The 14,724-nt window shown below is 43.8% G+C and carries 13 protein-coding genes and 1 other annotated feature; of the genes, 10 read left to right on the forward strand and 3 right to left on the reverse strand.

What is annotated here, in order from left to right:
* The first annotated feature begins 20 nt into the window (after positions 1 to 20).
* Positions 21 to 953, forward strand: a complete 933-nt coding sequence (locus G630_RS0105585) for an ABC transporter permease (protein WP_026498013.1) — start codon at positions 21 to 23, stop codon at positions 951 to 953.
* Between the two features lie 538 nt (positions 954 to 1,491).
* Here G630_RS0105585 and G630_RS0105590 read toward each other — a convergent pair.
* Entirely contained in the window at positions 1,492 to 2,382 is an 891-nt protein-coding gene (locus tag G630_RS0105590) for an AraC family transcriptional regulator (protein ID WP_026498014.1), read from the reverse strand.
* Between the two features lie 120 nt (positions 2,383 to 2,502).
* Between G630_RS0105590 and uxuA the strand changes: the two genes are divergently transcribed.
* The 5 genes from uxuA to G630_RS20870 all read left to right on the forward strand — a co-directional run bounded on the left by uxuA (position 2,503) and on the right by G630_RS20870 (position 11,134).
* Entirely contained in the window at positions 2,503 to 3,582 is a 1,080-nt protein-coding gene (gene uxuA, locus G630_RS0105595) for a mannonate dehydratase (protein ID WP_026498015.1), read from the forward strand.
* Entirely contained in the window at positions 3,579 to 5,204 is a 1,626-nt protein-coding gene (locus tag G630_RS0105600) for a mannitol dehydrogenase family protein (RefSeq protein ID WP_026498016.1), read from the forward strand. The genes uxuA and G630_RS0105600 overlap by 4 nt, the downstream gene beginning before the upstream one ends.
* Before the next feature lie 229 nt (positions 5,205 to 5,433).
* Complete coding sequence (locus G630_RS0105605) at positions 5,434 to 7,101, forward strand: hypothetical protein (protein ID WP_026498017.1); 1,668 nt, start codon at positions 5,434 to 5,436, stop codon at positions 7,099 to 7,101.
* Between the two features lie 104 nt (positions 7,102 to 7,205).
* Positions 7,206 to 7,467: a binding site (T-box leader), on the forward strand.
* 85 nt (positions 7,468 to 7,552) lie between these two features.
* Positions 7,553 to 9,181 carry a methionine--tRNA ligase gene (metG, locus tag G630_RS0105610; RefSeq protein WP_026498018.1) on the forward strand — a complete coding sequence of 543 codons (1,629 nt, stop codon included), beginning with the start codon at positions 7,553 to 7,555 and terminating at the stop codon, positions 9,179 to 9,181.
* A gap of 561 nt (positions 9,182 to 9,742) precedes the next feature.
* On the forward strand, positions 9,743 to 11,134 hold the full coding sequence (locus G630_RS20870; RefSeq protein ID WP_196805755.1) for a histidine-type phosphatase: 1,392 nt from the start codon (positions 9,743 to 9,745) through the stop codon (positions 11,132 to 11,134).
* Positions 11,135 to 11,175: 41 nt separating this feature from the next.
* Here G630_RS20870 and G630_RS0105620 read toward each other — a convergent pair whose 3' ends face one another.
* A complete protein-coding gene (locus tag G630_RS0105620) occupies positions 11,176 to 11,391 on the reverse strand; it encodes a DUF1858 domain-containing protein (protein ID WP_022763246.1) in 216 nt (71 codons plus the stop codon).
* Between the two features lie 660 nt (positions 11,392 to 12,051).
* Here G630_RS0105620 and G630_RS20875 point away from each other — a divergent pair.
* Genes G630_RS20875 through G630_RS20880 form a run of 4 tightly spaced genes read left to right on the forward strand, consistent with a single transcriptional unit; the run spans position 12,052 to position 14,168 of the window.
* Entirely contained in the window at positions 12,052 to 12,270 is a 219-nt protein-coding gene (locus G630_RS20875; protein WP_022763245.1) for a DUF362 domain-containing protein, read from the forward strand.
* Positions 12,239 to 12,826: a 4Fe-4S binding protein gene (locus tag G630_RS0105630; RefSeq protein WP_026498019.1), complete on the forward strand. Its 588-nt coding sequence runs from the start codon at positions 12,239 to 12,241 to the stop codon at positions 12,824 to 12,826. The genes G630_RS20875 and G630_RS0105630 overlap by 32 nt, the downstream gene beginning before the upstream one ends.
* Positions 12,827 to 12,832: 6 nt before the next feature.
* Positions 12,833 to 13,222, forward strand: coding sequence for a C-GCAxxG-C-C family protein (locus G630_RS0105635; protein WP_026498020.1), 390 nt, complete (start codon positions 12,833 to 12,835; stop codon positions 13,220 to 13,222).
* Between the two features lie 52 nt (positions 13,223 to 13,274).
* Positions 13,275 to 14,168: a carbohydrate kinase family protein gene (locus G630_RS20880; protein ID WP_044958781.1), complete on the forward strand. Its 894-nt coding sequence runs from the start codon at positions 13,275 to 13,277 to the stop codon at positions 14,166 to 14,168.
* Here G630_RS20880 and G630_RS0105645 read toward each other — a convergent pair whose 3' ends face one another.
* Positions 14,169 to 14,648 carry a flavodoxin gene (locus tag G630_RS0105645; protein ID WP_022763241.1) on the reverse strand — a complete coding sequence of 160 codons (480 nt, stop codon included), beginning with the start codon at positions 14,646 to 14,648 and terminating at the stop codon, positions 14,169 to 14,171. It abuts the gene before it with no gap.
* Positions 14,649 to 14,724: the final 76 nt, after the last annotated feature.

Below are 14,724 nucleotides of genomic sequence, written 5' to 3' on the forward strand. Positions count from 1 at the left end.
CATTTTCGGAGGTTGTATAAATGGTTAACAGGAAAAAAAGAAAGGATACAAAAGATCTCCTTCTTATGGCACTGCCGGCGATTATCTGGTTTTTATTATTTTCCTATCTTCCGTTGTTTGGTGTGGCCTTTGCCTTCAAACAGTTTACTCCGGTGCCGGGGCAGTCGCTGTTTAGAAATCTGTTTATTAACAGCCGATTTGTCGGGCTCAAGAACTTTTCATTTTTGCTGAGATCCTCCGACATGCCAAAGATAATTTTTAACACACTGTCTTACAATATAATCTTTTTAATACTGGGAATTGCATTACCTGTAATTTTGGCGATATGCCTGACGGAATTACATAATAAGGTTTTTGTCGGCTATGTTCAGATGGTCACGGTGCTGCCGTACTTTTTATCCTTTGTAGTAGTGAGCTACTGCGTATACGGATTCCTTGCAACCGATGAAGGACAGCTGAATCACATTCTCCGCCTTTTTGGATTGTCCTCGGTGCAGTGGTACCAGTCTCCGCAGTATTGGCGATTTATTTTGATAATTACAGAGCTCTGGAAATCAACCGGATATTCCATGATAATCTATCTTTGCTCGATTACAGCGATAGACCGTTCGCTTTATGAAAGTGCATCTCTCGACGGAGCGACCTTTATGGACAGGGCGAAATACATAACCCTGCCGCTGCTTCAGCCAACCATTGCAACGATTCTGATCCTTCGGACGGGAAGTCTCCTGGCATCGGATTTTGGCTTATTCTATCAGGTGCCGCTGGATTCTAATTCACTGCAACCTGTGACACAGACTCTGGATGTGTATGTTTATAAGGCTTTGATGAAACAGGCCAACTTCAGCTTCTCATCCGCTGCGGCCTTTCTACAGAGTGCAGTTGGCTGTATCCTCCTTATCCTGACCAACACCATAATTAAAAAGATAGACGAAGACAGTAGCCTCGGGTGATGCCTTATATGAGACTTCGCCTCCAACGGCGCCTGCCGTAACTGCCCCTCAGGCCCCGGCCCCAGCCCCGGACCATATACTCATTTTCATCGTCAGTTGGCGAAGAACATTCATCACGCTCTTTGTTTTCTTTAATTCATGCGTGGGTCAAAACTCAAGGCTGTTTGCAAAAGCCACTTACATTCTTAAGACTTTTTAGCAATTTATTCTGAGCTTTGAATTTTCTTATGCTCACATAGCAGATTTTAAGTGCATGCGAGATAATGAGCTTTGAAAAAGCGATTATAGCGAGCATGCACAATAAAGGAAATCTGCGTGAGCATTAGAAAATTCAAGCGAGTGGATATAGAAGCAAAAAGTCTTAAGAATGTAAGTGGCTTTAAGCAAACATCTTTCAAACATGTTGCCCCACGCATGATGACAAACAAAGAGCGTGATGAATTTCGCCAAGATGACGATTCATCTGAGTATATGGTCCGGGGCTGGGGCCGGGGCCTGAGGGGCGGTTACGGCAGGCGCCGTTGGAGGCGAAGCCTGCTTATGCGTGGTCGTGGGAGTAGAGGGTTTGGTACTCCTTGGGGGACATGCCGTATTCTTTTTTGAAGGCTTTGAAGAAGCTGGAATAATCTCGGAAGCCGAATCGTTCATACGTCTTGCTGATGCTCTCGCCGTTTGTGATGGCGCTCTGGCACTCGGCAAGGCGTTTTTTGATTATGTACTGGTGGAGTGAGATGCCCAGGGTGTCCTTGAACATATGTGATATATAATACTTGCTTACGAAAAACTGCCCCGCGATATCATCGAGGGAGAGAGACTCTTCGAGATTATTTTCAACATAGGAGAGGACATTCTGGAAAAGTGAGAGCTCATCATTTTTGGATCCCGAATGCTCCTCTTCGTAGATCACGCGGTTTATTGTTATGATGAGATCGCATAGGCACAGATGTCTTGCTGTACTGCTGCCGTAGCGCTCGGCTGATATCTCCTCAAGAAGTCTTAAAAACCTGTGCTCCACCTGATGATATTCAGAGGGTGACAGGTGATATATGTACTTGTGAAAAGCTTCCGCTTTTTGTATGAGATACATGTAATCAACAGATTCTGCCGTAAGGCTCTCACAGCATTTTTTGCTGATCCAGAAGACAAAACGTCTGTAATTCTGCGTGGGATCATTCATGATGGCATGGTGGCCTGTTCCGGGAGGAACAATCATCAGATCGCCGGGAGACATCCTGTGAAGAGTGGATTCGCCCTTTCCGGTAAAAATCTCCATCGTAATATCACCCTCGATAAAAAGGTAGAACTCATAGTAATCGTGGGTGTGAGGACTAAGGGTTGGGAAATTCCTGTCCGAATAGTAGAACACCTCGAAATCCGAGGAGAGCATATATTGTCTTGTATTAAAGGATGATCTTAGCTTATTTTTCATGAAAAATATTATATGGCAATTTTTGCAAAGTGCGCAACAACTAATTCTATTCTAAATCAAAGGTCAAAAAAGTAAGGTATAGATGTTGTTATTTTGGAAAATTTTGGAGGTAATCTTTTTATGGAAATGACACTTCGCTGGTATGGCACAAATTACGATACGGTTAAGCTCTGGCAGATCAGACAGATCCCCGGAGTTCATGGAGTAATCACTACTCTCTATAATAAACAGGCGGGCGAACTCTGGGAGCAGAGTGAGATACAGGCACTGAAAAAGGATGTCGAGGCAGAGGGACTTAAGATCGCCGGTATCGAGTCCGTAAATGTCTCAGATGCCATCAAGGCCGCAACCACAGACAGGGATGAGCACATCGACAACTATATCAAGACTCTTGAGAATCTCGGAAAAGAAGACATCCACATGGTATGCTACAACTTCATGCCTGTGTTTGACTGGACCAGAACCGAGCTTGCAAGAAAGAGAGCAGACGGCTCAACGGTTCTTGCTTATACCCAGGAAGCAGTTGATGCCATCGATCCCGAGAAGATGTTTGAATCTCTTGCAGGTGATACAAACGGCTCTGTAATGCCGGGCTGGGAGCCTGAGAGAATGGCTCATGTAAAGGAACTCTTTGAGATTTATAAGGATGTGGATGAGGACAAGCTCTTTGAAAATATTGTCTATTTCCTTAAGGCTATCATGCCTGTCTGCAACAAGTATGATATCAAGATGGCAATCCATCCCGACGATCCTGCGTGGTCTGTCTTCGGACTTCCCAGAATCATCAACAATGAAAAGAACATCTTAAAGCTTATGAAGGCAGTGGATGATGTTCACAACGGCGTGACCTTCTGCTCAGGCTCCTACGGTACAAGCCTTGAGAACGACCTTCCGCACATGATAAGAGCTCTCGAGGGCAGAATTCATTTTGCACATGTCCGTAACCTCAAGTTCATATCACCCACTAACTTCGAGGAGTCTGCACATCTGTCTTCAGACGGAACCTTCGATATGTATGAGATCGTCAAGGCCCTTTACGAGACCGGCTTCGACGGCCCTATCCGTCCCGACCACGGCAGAATGATCTGGGGCGAGGTTGCAATGCCCGGCTACGGCCTCTACGACAGAGCCCTCGGCGCAACCTACATAAACGGCCTCTGGGAAGCAATCGAGAAAACAAATCAGGAGAATAGACCATGAAACTAAATTCATCAAGCATAAAATCAGACACCACCTGGAAGGAGAAAGGTTACATCCTTCCTACCTTCGACAGGGACAAAATGATAGAAGAAACCAAAGCCACTCCCCAGTGGGTTCACTTTGGAGCAGGTAACATTTTCAGAGCATTCCAGGCAAATCTCGCCCAGAGAATGCTGGAAGAAGGCCACGCTACCAAGGGCCTCACCGTAGTTGAGGGCTTCGACTATGAAATAATAGAGAAGATGTACAGACCGCACGACAACCTCTCAATCCTTGTTACTCTCAAGGCTGATGGCAGTGTGGAGAAAACAGTAGTTGAAAGCATCGCCGAGTCCTGTATCTTAGATTCTGAAAATGAAAAAGAATTCGAGAGACTTAAGGAGATATTCAGGGCAGACTCTCTGCAGCTTACTACATTTACGATCACGGAGAAGGGTTACTGTCTTACAAATCCCGCAGGGGAGCTCCTCCCGGCTGTGGCAGCAGATTTTGAGAACGGCCCCGAAAAGCCTGCGAGTTATATCGGAAAAGTGGCGGCACTTTTATATGAGAGATTTTTATCAGGTAAAAAGCCCATCGCCATGGTAAGTACCGACAACTGCTCACACAACGGCGACAAACTCTTCGAAGCTATAAGTGCCTTTGCGGAGAACTGGGTAAAGAATGGCAAGGCTGACAAGGATTTTCTCTCTTACATTAAGGATGAGAGCATGGTATCTTTCCCCTGGTCCATGATTGATAAGATCACACCAAGACCCGACGACTCCGTTAATGAGATTTTGAAAAATGACGGAGTAGAAGAACTGGAAGCAGTTGTAACAAGTAAGAACACCTGGGTAGCCCCCTTCGTAAATGCAGAGGAGAGCGAGTACCTTGTAATAGAGGATAAGTTTCCGAACGGCAGACCCGCGCTTGAAAAGGTCGGCGTTATTTTCACAACAAAAGAGACAGTTGATAAAGTTGAGAGAATGAAGGTCTGCACCTGCCTTAATCCACTTCACACATCCCTTGCAGTATTCGGATGCGTCCTTGGCTATGACAAGATTTCCGAAGAGATGAAGGATGAGGACCTTGTGGCACTTGTTAAGAAGGTTGGCTATGTCGAGGGACTTCCCGTTGTTACGGATCCCGGAGTAATCAAACCTCAGGAATTTATAGACACAGTAGTTAACGTCAGAATTCCTAATAAGTTCATGCCGGATACACCGCAGAGAATCGCCTGTGATACATCGCAAAAGCTTCCGATCAGATTCGGTGAGACAATTAAAGCCTATGCGGCTTCTGATACTCTTGATGTGATGGACCTTAAGTGTATTCCTCTTGTTTTTGCAGGCTGGCTTCGTTACCTTATGGGAGTAACAGACGATGGTAAGACCTTTGAGCCCAGTCCCGATCCGCTTCTTACAAAGTGTCAGGAGTATGTTAAGGATATTCGTCTCGGTGAGAAACTTTCGGCAGATGAGCTGAAGGCGAAGGTTCTTCCGCTTCTTAAGGATGAGAAGATATTTGGCGTGGACCTTGAGCAGACAGGTCTTGCAGACAGGGTAACAGACTACTTTGCAGCCATGATTGAAGGCGAAGGCGCAGTTAGGGAGACGCTTAAAGATGTGGTCTGCTTATAATGGGGGTTCTATATGACGTAATAATGTTGACGACATTTTGTAGGACTGGAGATGATAAGGTATTCAAGTGATGATACTTACACGATAAAAATATTATTTGAGTAGTTCTATAACGGATTTGAATGAACTGATTTTTCTGTGTGATATAAATGTGATAATTAAGGAAATATAATAAGCGTGTAAGGTGAAAACAACGAAAAACAATCTTTTTTGTGAGGGAGAGATAATTATGGAAAAGAGACTTGTAGCAGCAACACTTGGATTGGTATTTGTACTTTCTGCATGCGGACAGACCGGCGGAACAGAGGTAGGAACATCGCAGCCTGCAGAGACAACGGCGCAGGAAACTGAAGTGGCAGAGACAACAGAGGAACCGGAAGAGGCTGAAGCTTCAGAGGAGACAGAAGCAGCCGATGAGGAGAGTTCTGAAGAAGGCGAGAAGGATGAGAATTCCGAGGTTATAACCGACAACGTTATCACAGCAGATCTTTTCGAAGTAACAATACCTGATGAGTTTTCAGGGATCTTTGAAGCAGAGGTCAGCGAAGGCAGAGTAGATATTTATCATAAGCAGACCAGAGAGGAAGGCTTCCCCGGACTGATTTTTTCAATCTGGGCAAGAGAGACACCTTCAGAATATGCCGGCGGACCTTATATGAAGAAGGGTGAGCTGTTTGACAAGGATGGCGCTAGCTACGATGTGGTAAAGGGCGAAGCAACCGAGGTTCAGTGGGACTACAACAAGGACATGCCCGAGGATTTCGGAAAACTTTATGATGCTGCTGAGGACATTATCAAAAATATCACTGCTACAAATGGCGGAACCTTCAGCTACGGCGCAGGTATGAAGGGCGAGGATCTTTACGCTTATACACTTAGTGATTTCATTGACGCTTTAAATGAAGGCGCAGATGCCAATAAGCTCGAGGAGATGGGCTATGCACCTGACTACTATGCAATAATGCAGGCAGAGGGCGAGGACGGCCTTTCAAAAATCGGCTTTGCATACAAGGATGTAAACGTAGACGGTATTGATGAACTTTTCATAGGTGATATTGAGAGCGGTGCGATCTACGATGTATTCACAATGGTAGACAAAGAAGCAACTCACGTAGTAAGCGGCGGAGCAAGAGACAGATACTATGTATACAACAATTCATTTATCTCCAACGAATACTCCGGCGGAGCAGAGGAAAGCGGCGTTACACTTTATGCACTTATGAACAATGACACAGATATGGTTTGTCAGTACGGCTATAAGTACGATGGCTACGAGGACGAGGAAAAGCCCTGGTTTGCTACCTATGATATGGAGGAGTGGACTCCTATCTCTGAGGAAGAGTACGATGAAGCTATGAAGAACTATGAGGACCAGAAGGAATCAGACGTTGAACTAAAGCCTCTTTCAGATATTGCACCTGTAGATTTTTCAAAAGTTGATATGTCACAGTACGCAACCTTCACTGAACTCGTTGACAGCCTGAAACCCGGAATGGGCTACGCAAATGTAACTATCGATGGAACGGATGCTCTTTTGGTAGCAAGCGGCTGCTACAAGTGGGATGACACAGACGCAGCAATTGATTCATCGATTTTCATATATGATGATAACGGTGCTGTTGAGTATCTTGGCAGTGTTACTTCACAGGGAACAGCTAATCCCCTGGCAATGGCTGATGGCAAGCTTATCACAGCAGGTCACCACTTTGTTACCAAGAACACAATCAAGGATGGAAAACTTGCAGTAGCTGAGGAAGCTTCCGAGACCTTCGATACCGACGGAAATGCAACCTATTATGTCGGCGAAGACAAGGTAGGTGATGATACAGAGCTTCAGCGTATGTTTGATGAAGCAATGAATGCAGAGATCATCAATTTCCAGCCTGTCGCTGAGTGAAACTTATTGTAGATAATTCTCTTCTCCCCGGAAATCATAAACAGATTCCGGGGAGTTTATATTTTTATTTTAGTTGACATAACTATATGTTTGTACTAACCTATAGCAAAGCTGAGAAGAGAAAGAGTAAGTTGTTAGGAGCTTTACAGAGAGTCGGCGTTTGGTGAGAGCCGGTGAGCAAGCAGCAACCGAACATGGTCTTGGAGCCGCGTACCGAGGTTCTTTTGAACTTAGGCTACGACGGGTGCGCCCGTTACAGTGCCGGACTATCGATGGATCATTTCCCATCCGTAGTTGCTAAGGCTCATATCGTGAGGTGTGAGTGAATTAGGGTGGTAACACGAAGCGTAAGCTCTCGTCCCTGAAAATAATTCAGAGAGGAGGGCTTTTTTGTACAAAAAATTAAGAAACTGCTGATTGTTATCAAACTTAATTCAAAGGAGGAAATGAGATGAACAGAAATATATTGATAGGTGGTGCCTGGCCCTACGCCAACGGTTCATTACACATCGGACATATTGCGGGACTTCTTCCCGGCGACGTACTAGCAAGATATCACAGAGCCTGTAAGGACAAAGTGTATTTTGTTTCCGGAAGTGATTGTCACGGAACACCTGTAGCCATCAGGGCTAAGTCTGAGGGAAAATCGCCCCGGGAAATCAGTGATCATTATCATGAGGAATTTGTGGACTGCTTTAATCGTCTTGGATTTACCTACGACTGCTACACCAAAACTTCCGACGATGCGCATAAAGAATTTGTGCAGGAATTCCACAGAAAGCTCTACGACGGAGATTATGTTTATGAAAAGGAGACGCCTCAGGCCTACTGCGAGTGCTGCAATACTTACCTTGCGGACAGATTTGTAACCGGTATCTGTCCTGTTTGCGGTGAGCCTGCAAGGGGAGATCAGTGTGACGCCTGCGGAACAGTTCTTGATCCCGAAATTTTAAAAGAGCCTATCTGTGCTGTCTGTAAGAACCCGGTGACATTCCGGGCATCTACTCATCTGTACATTGCTATAAGTAAATTGGAAAAACAGCTCCGCGACCTTGTTGATAATGGGGTGAACTGGAGAAAAAATGCCATATCTTTCACAAACCGCTACATTGATGAGGGACTTAGGGACAGAGCACTTACCAGAGACCTTGAATGGGGAATTCCTGTTCCAAAGGAAGGCTATGAGAAAAAGACAATTTATATCTGGGCAGAAAATGTGCTTGGTTACTTGTCTGCAGCTAAGCAGGTAACAGACCGGGAAGGTGAGAGTTTTGACGAGCTTTTCGGAGAAAATGCAAAGCACTACTATGTCCATGGTAAGGATAATATTCCCTTCCATACTATTATTTTACCTGCACTTTTGATTGCCCACGGCGCTGGATATCGTCTTCCTGATCAGATAGTATCAAGTGAATATCTCACATTGGAAGGAAAGAAGATTTCCACAAGCAGAAATTATGCGATTTGGGTAAAAGACCTTCTGGATAAGTATGATCCCGATTCTCTTCGCTATTATTTCCTGGCGAACGGACCCGAGAAAAAGGACTCCGATTTTTCCTGGTCAGAATATGTCAATAATCACAACGGCGAACTTCTCGGGGCTTACGGAAACTTCATAAACAGAACACTTACGTTTATTGCCAAATACTTTGATGGGGTAATCCCGGAGGGAACTTCCGCAGGAGACTGGGATGATACGCTGAAACAGCTATACACCTCTACAGGTGAACAGATCGAAAAAGGAAATTTCAAGGATGCCATAGAAGGTGTATTTGAAGTGGTGCGAAAAGCCAACAAATATTTTGACGAACAGGAGCCCTGGAAAACCAGAACAAGCGACGAGGCAGCCTGCAGAAATACCTTGTATCAGTGTGTTCAGATTATTGCGAATCTGGCTGTAGTACTTGCACCTTTCCTGCCATTTTCCTCGGATAAGGTCTGCAGCTGGTTTGGAATAAATACGGACTGGGAGTTCAAAGTGATTCCTTCAGGTTACAGACTTCCTGAGATATCAATCCTGTTCGAGCGCCTCGACAAAACTGTCATAGCGGAGGAGAGAGATAAACTTAAGGATTTGTGAGCCGGTGGTGAGGGTCTGTTGTTTTGAGTTAATGCTATCAGTTGCTTCTATAAGTTGATGTTGTAAGTTAGTGTTATAAGTTACTGTTAGATACTTGATATTGTGGGAAGGGGATTTTATACTTTATTGAGTTCATTAATATTCTTCTAACAGAATATTTTACTGGGTCGTAAGTCTATTTCTCAATTTTCTTGAAATAGACTTACCAATTATCAATATTAAGAATGAAAAATGGGGATTCTCACTATATTTTTATGCAATATTGAGCAAATATGAACTATATAACGTAAATAGACTCAAAAACATCGAAAAGCATAAGTCTAAAATCAAAAAGTAAGCAAATAGACTTACGGTTATCGAACTTCCGTGCAAAAAACAGATAAAAATAGCAGAATACAAAAATTTTAGCAGGAAGCAGCAAAGGATATAGCAATAAAGAATAGAAAAGCATAGTAAAGAGCAGAAAAGAATAATAAGGAGTATAAAGAACAGCCAAGAAAATGACGAAAAATTATTAGTAAACGTTAATTAGTTTCAACCAAAAAATGAGGGGGATGAAACTTGAAAAAAATACTGAATCATACGGCTAAGGAACTGGTTGGAATAATTGTTGTCTTTGCTTTAGTGGCAACATTGATCGCTGTCGGAAGTACCGCAATTATGAAACAAGCTGCCTCTAAGCAGGAGCAATCAAAGGGACAACAACAGAAATCAGTCACTAATGTTGTGGAAAACGGCACACTATCTCATGATGGCTACAAGCTTGAGAAGGTTGTTGTTCTGAGCAGGCACAATATCAGGTCTCCGCTTAGCGGAGGCGGGTCACTACTTGGAACAATTACTCCGCATGAGTGGTTTGAGTGGTCGTCAGCACCCAGTGAACTTTCACTTAGAGGCGGCGTACTCGAGACAGAGATGGGGCAGTTTTTCAGAAAATGGATGGAAGAGGAGAGTCTTATCCCGGAAAACTGGCATCCAACCGGTGAAGAGTGCAGAATATATGCTAACTCCAAGCAGCGCACAATAGCTACGGCAAAGTATTTCTCGAGCGGGGCATTTCCGACAGCAGGTCTTGACGTTGAATGGCATGCCGATTTTGATACGATGGATCCGGTGTTTAATCCGCAGCTTACCTTTACGGGTGATGAGTATGCTGATGATGCTACGGAGCAGATTTTTGATCTGTACGGCCCTGCGATTGAAGGCCTGAAGGACAACTACGAGCTGATCACAGATGTCATAGATATGGAAGAGTCCGAGAGCTATAAAAGCGGAGATGTAGGAGATTTTGTTACAAGTGACAGCGTGATTAAGCTGGAGACCGGCGCAGAGCCCGCTATGTCAGGCTCTCTGAAAACGGCCTGCTCTGTAAGTGATGCACTTGTCCTTCAGTACTATGAGGAAAGCGATGCGAAAAAAGCGGGCTTTGGAAATGGCCTCAGTCAGGAGCAGTGGGAAAGTATTTCGGAGATCAAGGATGTTTACGGTGATGTCCTGTTTACAGCTCCGCTTGTGGCATGTAATGTAGCAAATCCGCTTCTTGAGGAAATCTATTCCGAGATGAATACTGATGGAAGAGTGTTCACTTTCCTTTGCGGACATGACTCAAATGTAGGCAGCGTCCTTGCGGCTCTAGGCGCCTCAAGCTATGAACTTCCGGGAACCATTGAGAAAAAGACACCGATTGGCTGTAAGCTTGTATTTTCAAAATGGACTGATTCCAAGGGTGAGACCTTCTGGGGAGTGAATCTTGTATACCAGTCCACGCAGCAGCTTAGAGATACATCCCTTTTGGATTTAAACAAACAGCCCATGATTTATAACATGAAGTTTGATGGGATATCACAAAACAGTGATGGACTCTACAAAAATGATGACATCATGAAAATGTTCGAGGATGCAATCGGGGAGTATGAGAAACTTTATGAGCAATACGCTGATAAAGCGGCCTAAAATAAGGGCTGTCGCAATTATGCGGCAGCCCTTATATATTATTATGAATTATGCTCAATGAGATAATCGTTAAGTGCATCTACGATCTCGTCACCATCGATGCCATGTACTGCACATGCCTCAGAAAGTGATTCCATCTGTGACGCGGGACAGTGAATGCAGCCCATGCCGCACTCCATAAGAAACTGTGCTGCGAGAGGGTGCTTTGTGATGATCTCACCCACGAGCATATCTGAACTGATAGGTTGTTCGCTCATTATTTTATTCCTCCTGTATCTCAAAAATTACAAATTAAAATTTGCACAATCTATTTTAGATAATGCATTTTAACAAGAATCGATACTTTTTACAAGCACGAAAAGTGTGAGGCGTTTTATTGCATGTTGAGAGCTGATTTGAGTGCAGCAGATATACACTAAATCTTAGGGATGATGCAACAAGCTTGAAGAAATATCCCTGAATTGTTGTAACCTGAAAATATGTAAACAACAAAAATCGTAACGAAGAGGGTGATTGTTGTATGCGAAAACTATTGGAACAATAAATATGACATAGCAATTAGGATTTGTTGTACGACGGAGATTAAAAAACAATAAATACAAAGAGTCGGTTAAGATTTGTTGTACTCTGAAAATTGGTGTACACCAATAATTCCGGTAATAACAAGACTTGTTGTAAACCAGCGTGGGAGCGTGCAACAAAAATATGAATTAGAAAAAGATTTATTGCATCATAGGGTTAAATCGTACCAAAAGTCAAATTCATGATATGAAAGGGACAATTAACCATATCACGCAGTATTCCGTCCGGTACACTTTTTCGTACCACCTATAATTAATCTGCGTACTTGATATAAAAAAAATACCACCTATAATAAAACCATCAGCTGAAAAAAGAATTTAGAAAGGACTTTACAGATGAGAAAGGCAGCAAACGATACAGACAGATGTGTTGCCTGCGGAGTCTGCGCCGCGCAGTGTCCCAGAGAGGCGATAGATATTTTCAAGGGATGCTACGCAGTTGTTGATACCGACAAATGTGTGGGATGCGGCATATGCGAGAAAGCATGCCCGGCGGGCTCTATAAAGGTTGAAGAGGTGGATGATGGCAACAAACAGAAAAAAGCACTGGTATGATTACCTGTGGATATGGACAATAGTTTATTTTGCGCTGGGATTTTTTAATATCCTGTTTGCGTGGCTCGGAATAATAGATTTCATATTGCCGCTGATTTTTGCAATAGTCGGCGGCAATAAGTGGTTTTGTAATCACATGTGCGGAAGAGGGCAGCTCTTCTGGGTGCTCGGAAGGAACCTTAAATGTTCCAGAAGAAAACAGGCTCCGAGGTGGATCTCTTCCAAGTGGTTTCGCTATGGATTCCTTGTATTTTTCCTTACTATGTTTGGAACTATGATTTTCCAGACCTATCTTGTGTTCTCAGGAGCGGGTTCACTTCGAAAAGTGGTAAAGCTTTTCTGGACATTTAAAGTGCCGTGGAAATGGGCTTATAATGGAAGTATATTCCCGGACTGGGTAGCGCAGTTTGGATTTGGATTCTATAGTCTGATGCTTACATCAACGCTGATAGGACTTATAGTAATGGCACTTTATAAAGAGAGAACCTGGTGCTCATTTTGTCCGATGGGAACAATGACGCAGGGAATCTGCAAATTGAAAAATAAGGAAAGGTAAGAGATTATGACATTAAGTGAGAGAGCCGAAAAGGCAGTAGCTTTAAAGAATTCCGGACAGTATAACTGTTCCCAGGCTGTGACGGCAGCACTGGCAGACCAGACAGGACTTAGCGAAGAGCAGCTTAAACAGATATCTGCAGGCTTCTGTGCAGGTATGGGCAACATGGAAGCCACCTGCGGTGCACTTATCGGTGCGGGCATGATAGCGGGTCTTAAGACAGAAGGAAAAGGAACTCTTTCAGTAACGAAGCAGATTCAGGTAGAGTTTGGGAAAAGATGCGGCGCATTAAAATGTAAAGATTTAAAAGCCGTAACAAACGGAAAGCCCTTATGCCCTTGTGAGGACTGTGTCAGAAACGCAGTTATGATCTACGGAGAAGTCATGGGGTTATAACCATCATGTAGTGGAAGGCCTGAAACAAATAATTACTATAAAAGAGGATGCTATGAAAAAAGAAGTAACCGTCATAGGCGCGGCAATAATGGATATCCATGCAGGTCCTGTTCCGGGGGATCTGTTTTCCAAAGGCTCTGTTCCTGCGGACAGGATGTGCATATCCTTTGGGGGAGATGCGCTGAACGAAGCAGTGGTTTTGTCCGGACTTGGTGTGAAAACCGAGATCATATCAGTTATCGGCAAAGATGAAACCGGTCAGAGCGTTTTGAAAAATCTTCGAGAAAACAACGTTTCGACAGAGAAAATCACGATTGAGGATGGTCTTACAACAGGTATGAATATCGTCCTCAACGATGATGAAGGTGAGCGCTATTTTATCACCAATCCTTACAGCAGTTTGCGGAAGCTGTCACTAGAGCACATCCTTCCGCATATAGACGATGCTGCGGACATTGTCTGCTTTGCAAGTATGTTCGTATCACCGATGCTTGATATAGAAAACATGGGTGTGCTTTTCGGAAAGATAAAAGAGAAACCGGAGCGCACACTTATTGCCGATATGACGACAGCCAAAAAAGGTGAGACAATAAAAGACATCGCACCGCTTTTTGAATTCATAGATTACATTATTCCAAATGAACATGAAGCAGCTCTCTTAACAGGCGGGAAGACGCCGGAAGAGAGCCTTGAAATATTCGCTCAAAATGGTGCGAAAAACGTAATTATCAAATGCGGCAAAAAAGGCTGCATTTACTACTCAGATGGCCAGAAAGGCGAGGTGAGCACCCGCAAGGTTAAGGTGGTTGATACCACCGGTGCGGGAGACAGCTTCGTAGCCGGTTTTACCTATGGACTCATGAACAATATGAGCATAGATGATGCCTGCAAAAAAGGTAATGAAGTTGCGGCGAAGATTATTGGAAAAACAGGAACACAGGCATAATCATGCCATAATCTCGTCCACCCACTTTTTATATTCCTCTTCGGGTGTATCCGGAGTGAATCGTTTTCCGTTTATAACCATTGCACCTTTAGCCATTTTTTGAAGGTTCTTTACTGTATCGCCAAGATTACTGCCGCCTGAGGTGCAGAAAGGTACAATAATGATTCCCGAAAAATCATAGCTCTCAAGGAAGGTGTCTATGATGGAGGGCTCACGGTACCACCATATCGGGAATCCCAGGAAAACATGATTGTAACCTGATATATTTCCGATTTTGATGCTTATGGCAGGCCTGCAGGTGGCATCATTCATTTCGACAGAACTGCGGCTTTTGCTGTTCTGCCAGTCAAGATCTTCAGAGGTATAAGGTGTCACAGGTACAATTTCAAAAAGGTCTGCATTCGCTACTTTTGCAATTTTTTCGGCAACTTTCCCGGTTACACCGCTGGCACTGAAATATGCTACCAATGTTTTACTCATAGTATGTCCTCCTTAGATTGTTTAGAAATCTTCCAATTACAATTTTCTCACATCACAAATCTTATTTCATCATAAA

It is taken from the genome of Butyrivibrio sp. WCD2001, assembly GCF_000424485.1.
Lineage (GTDB): Bacteria > Bacillota > Clostridia > Lachnospirales > Lachnospiraceae > Butyrivibrio.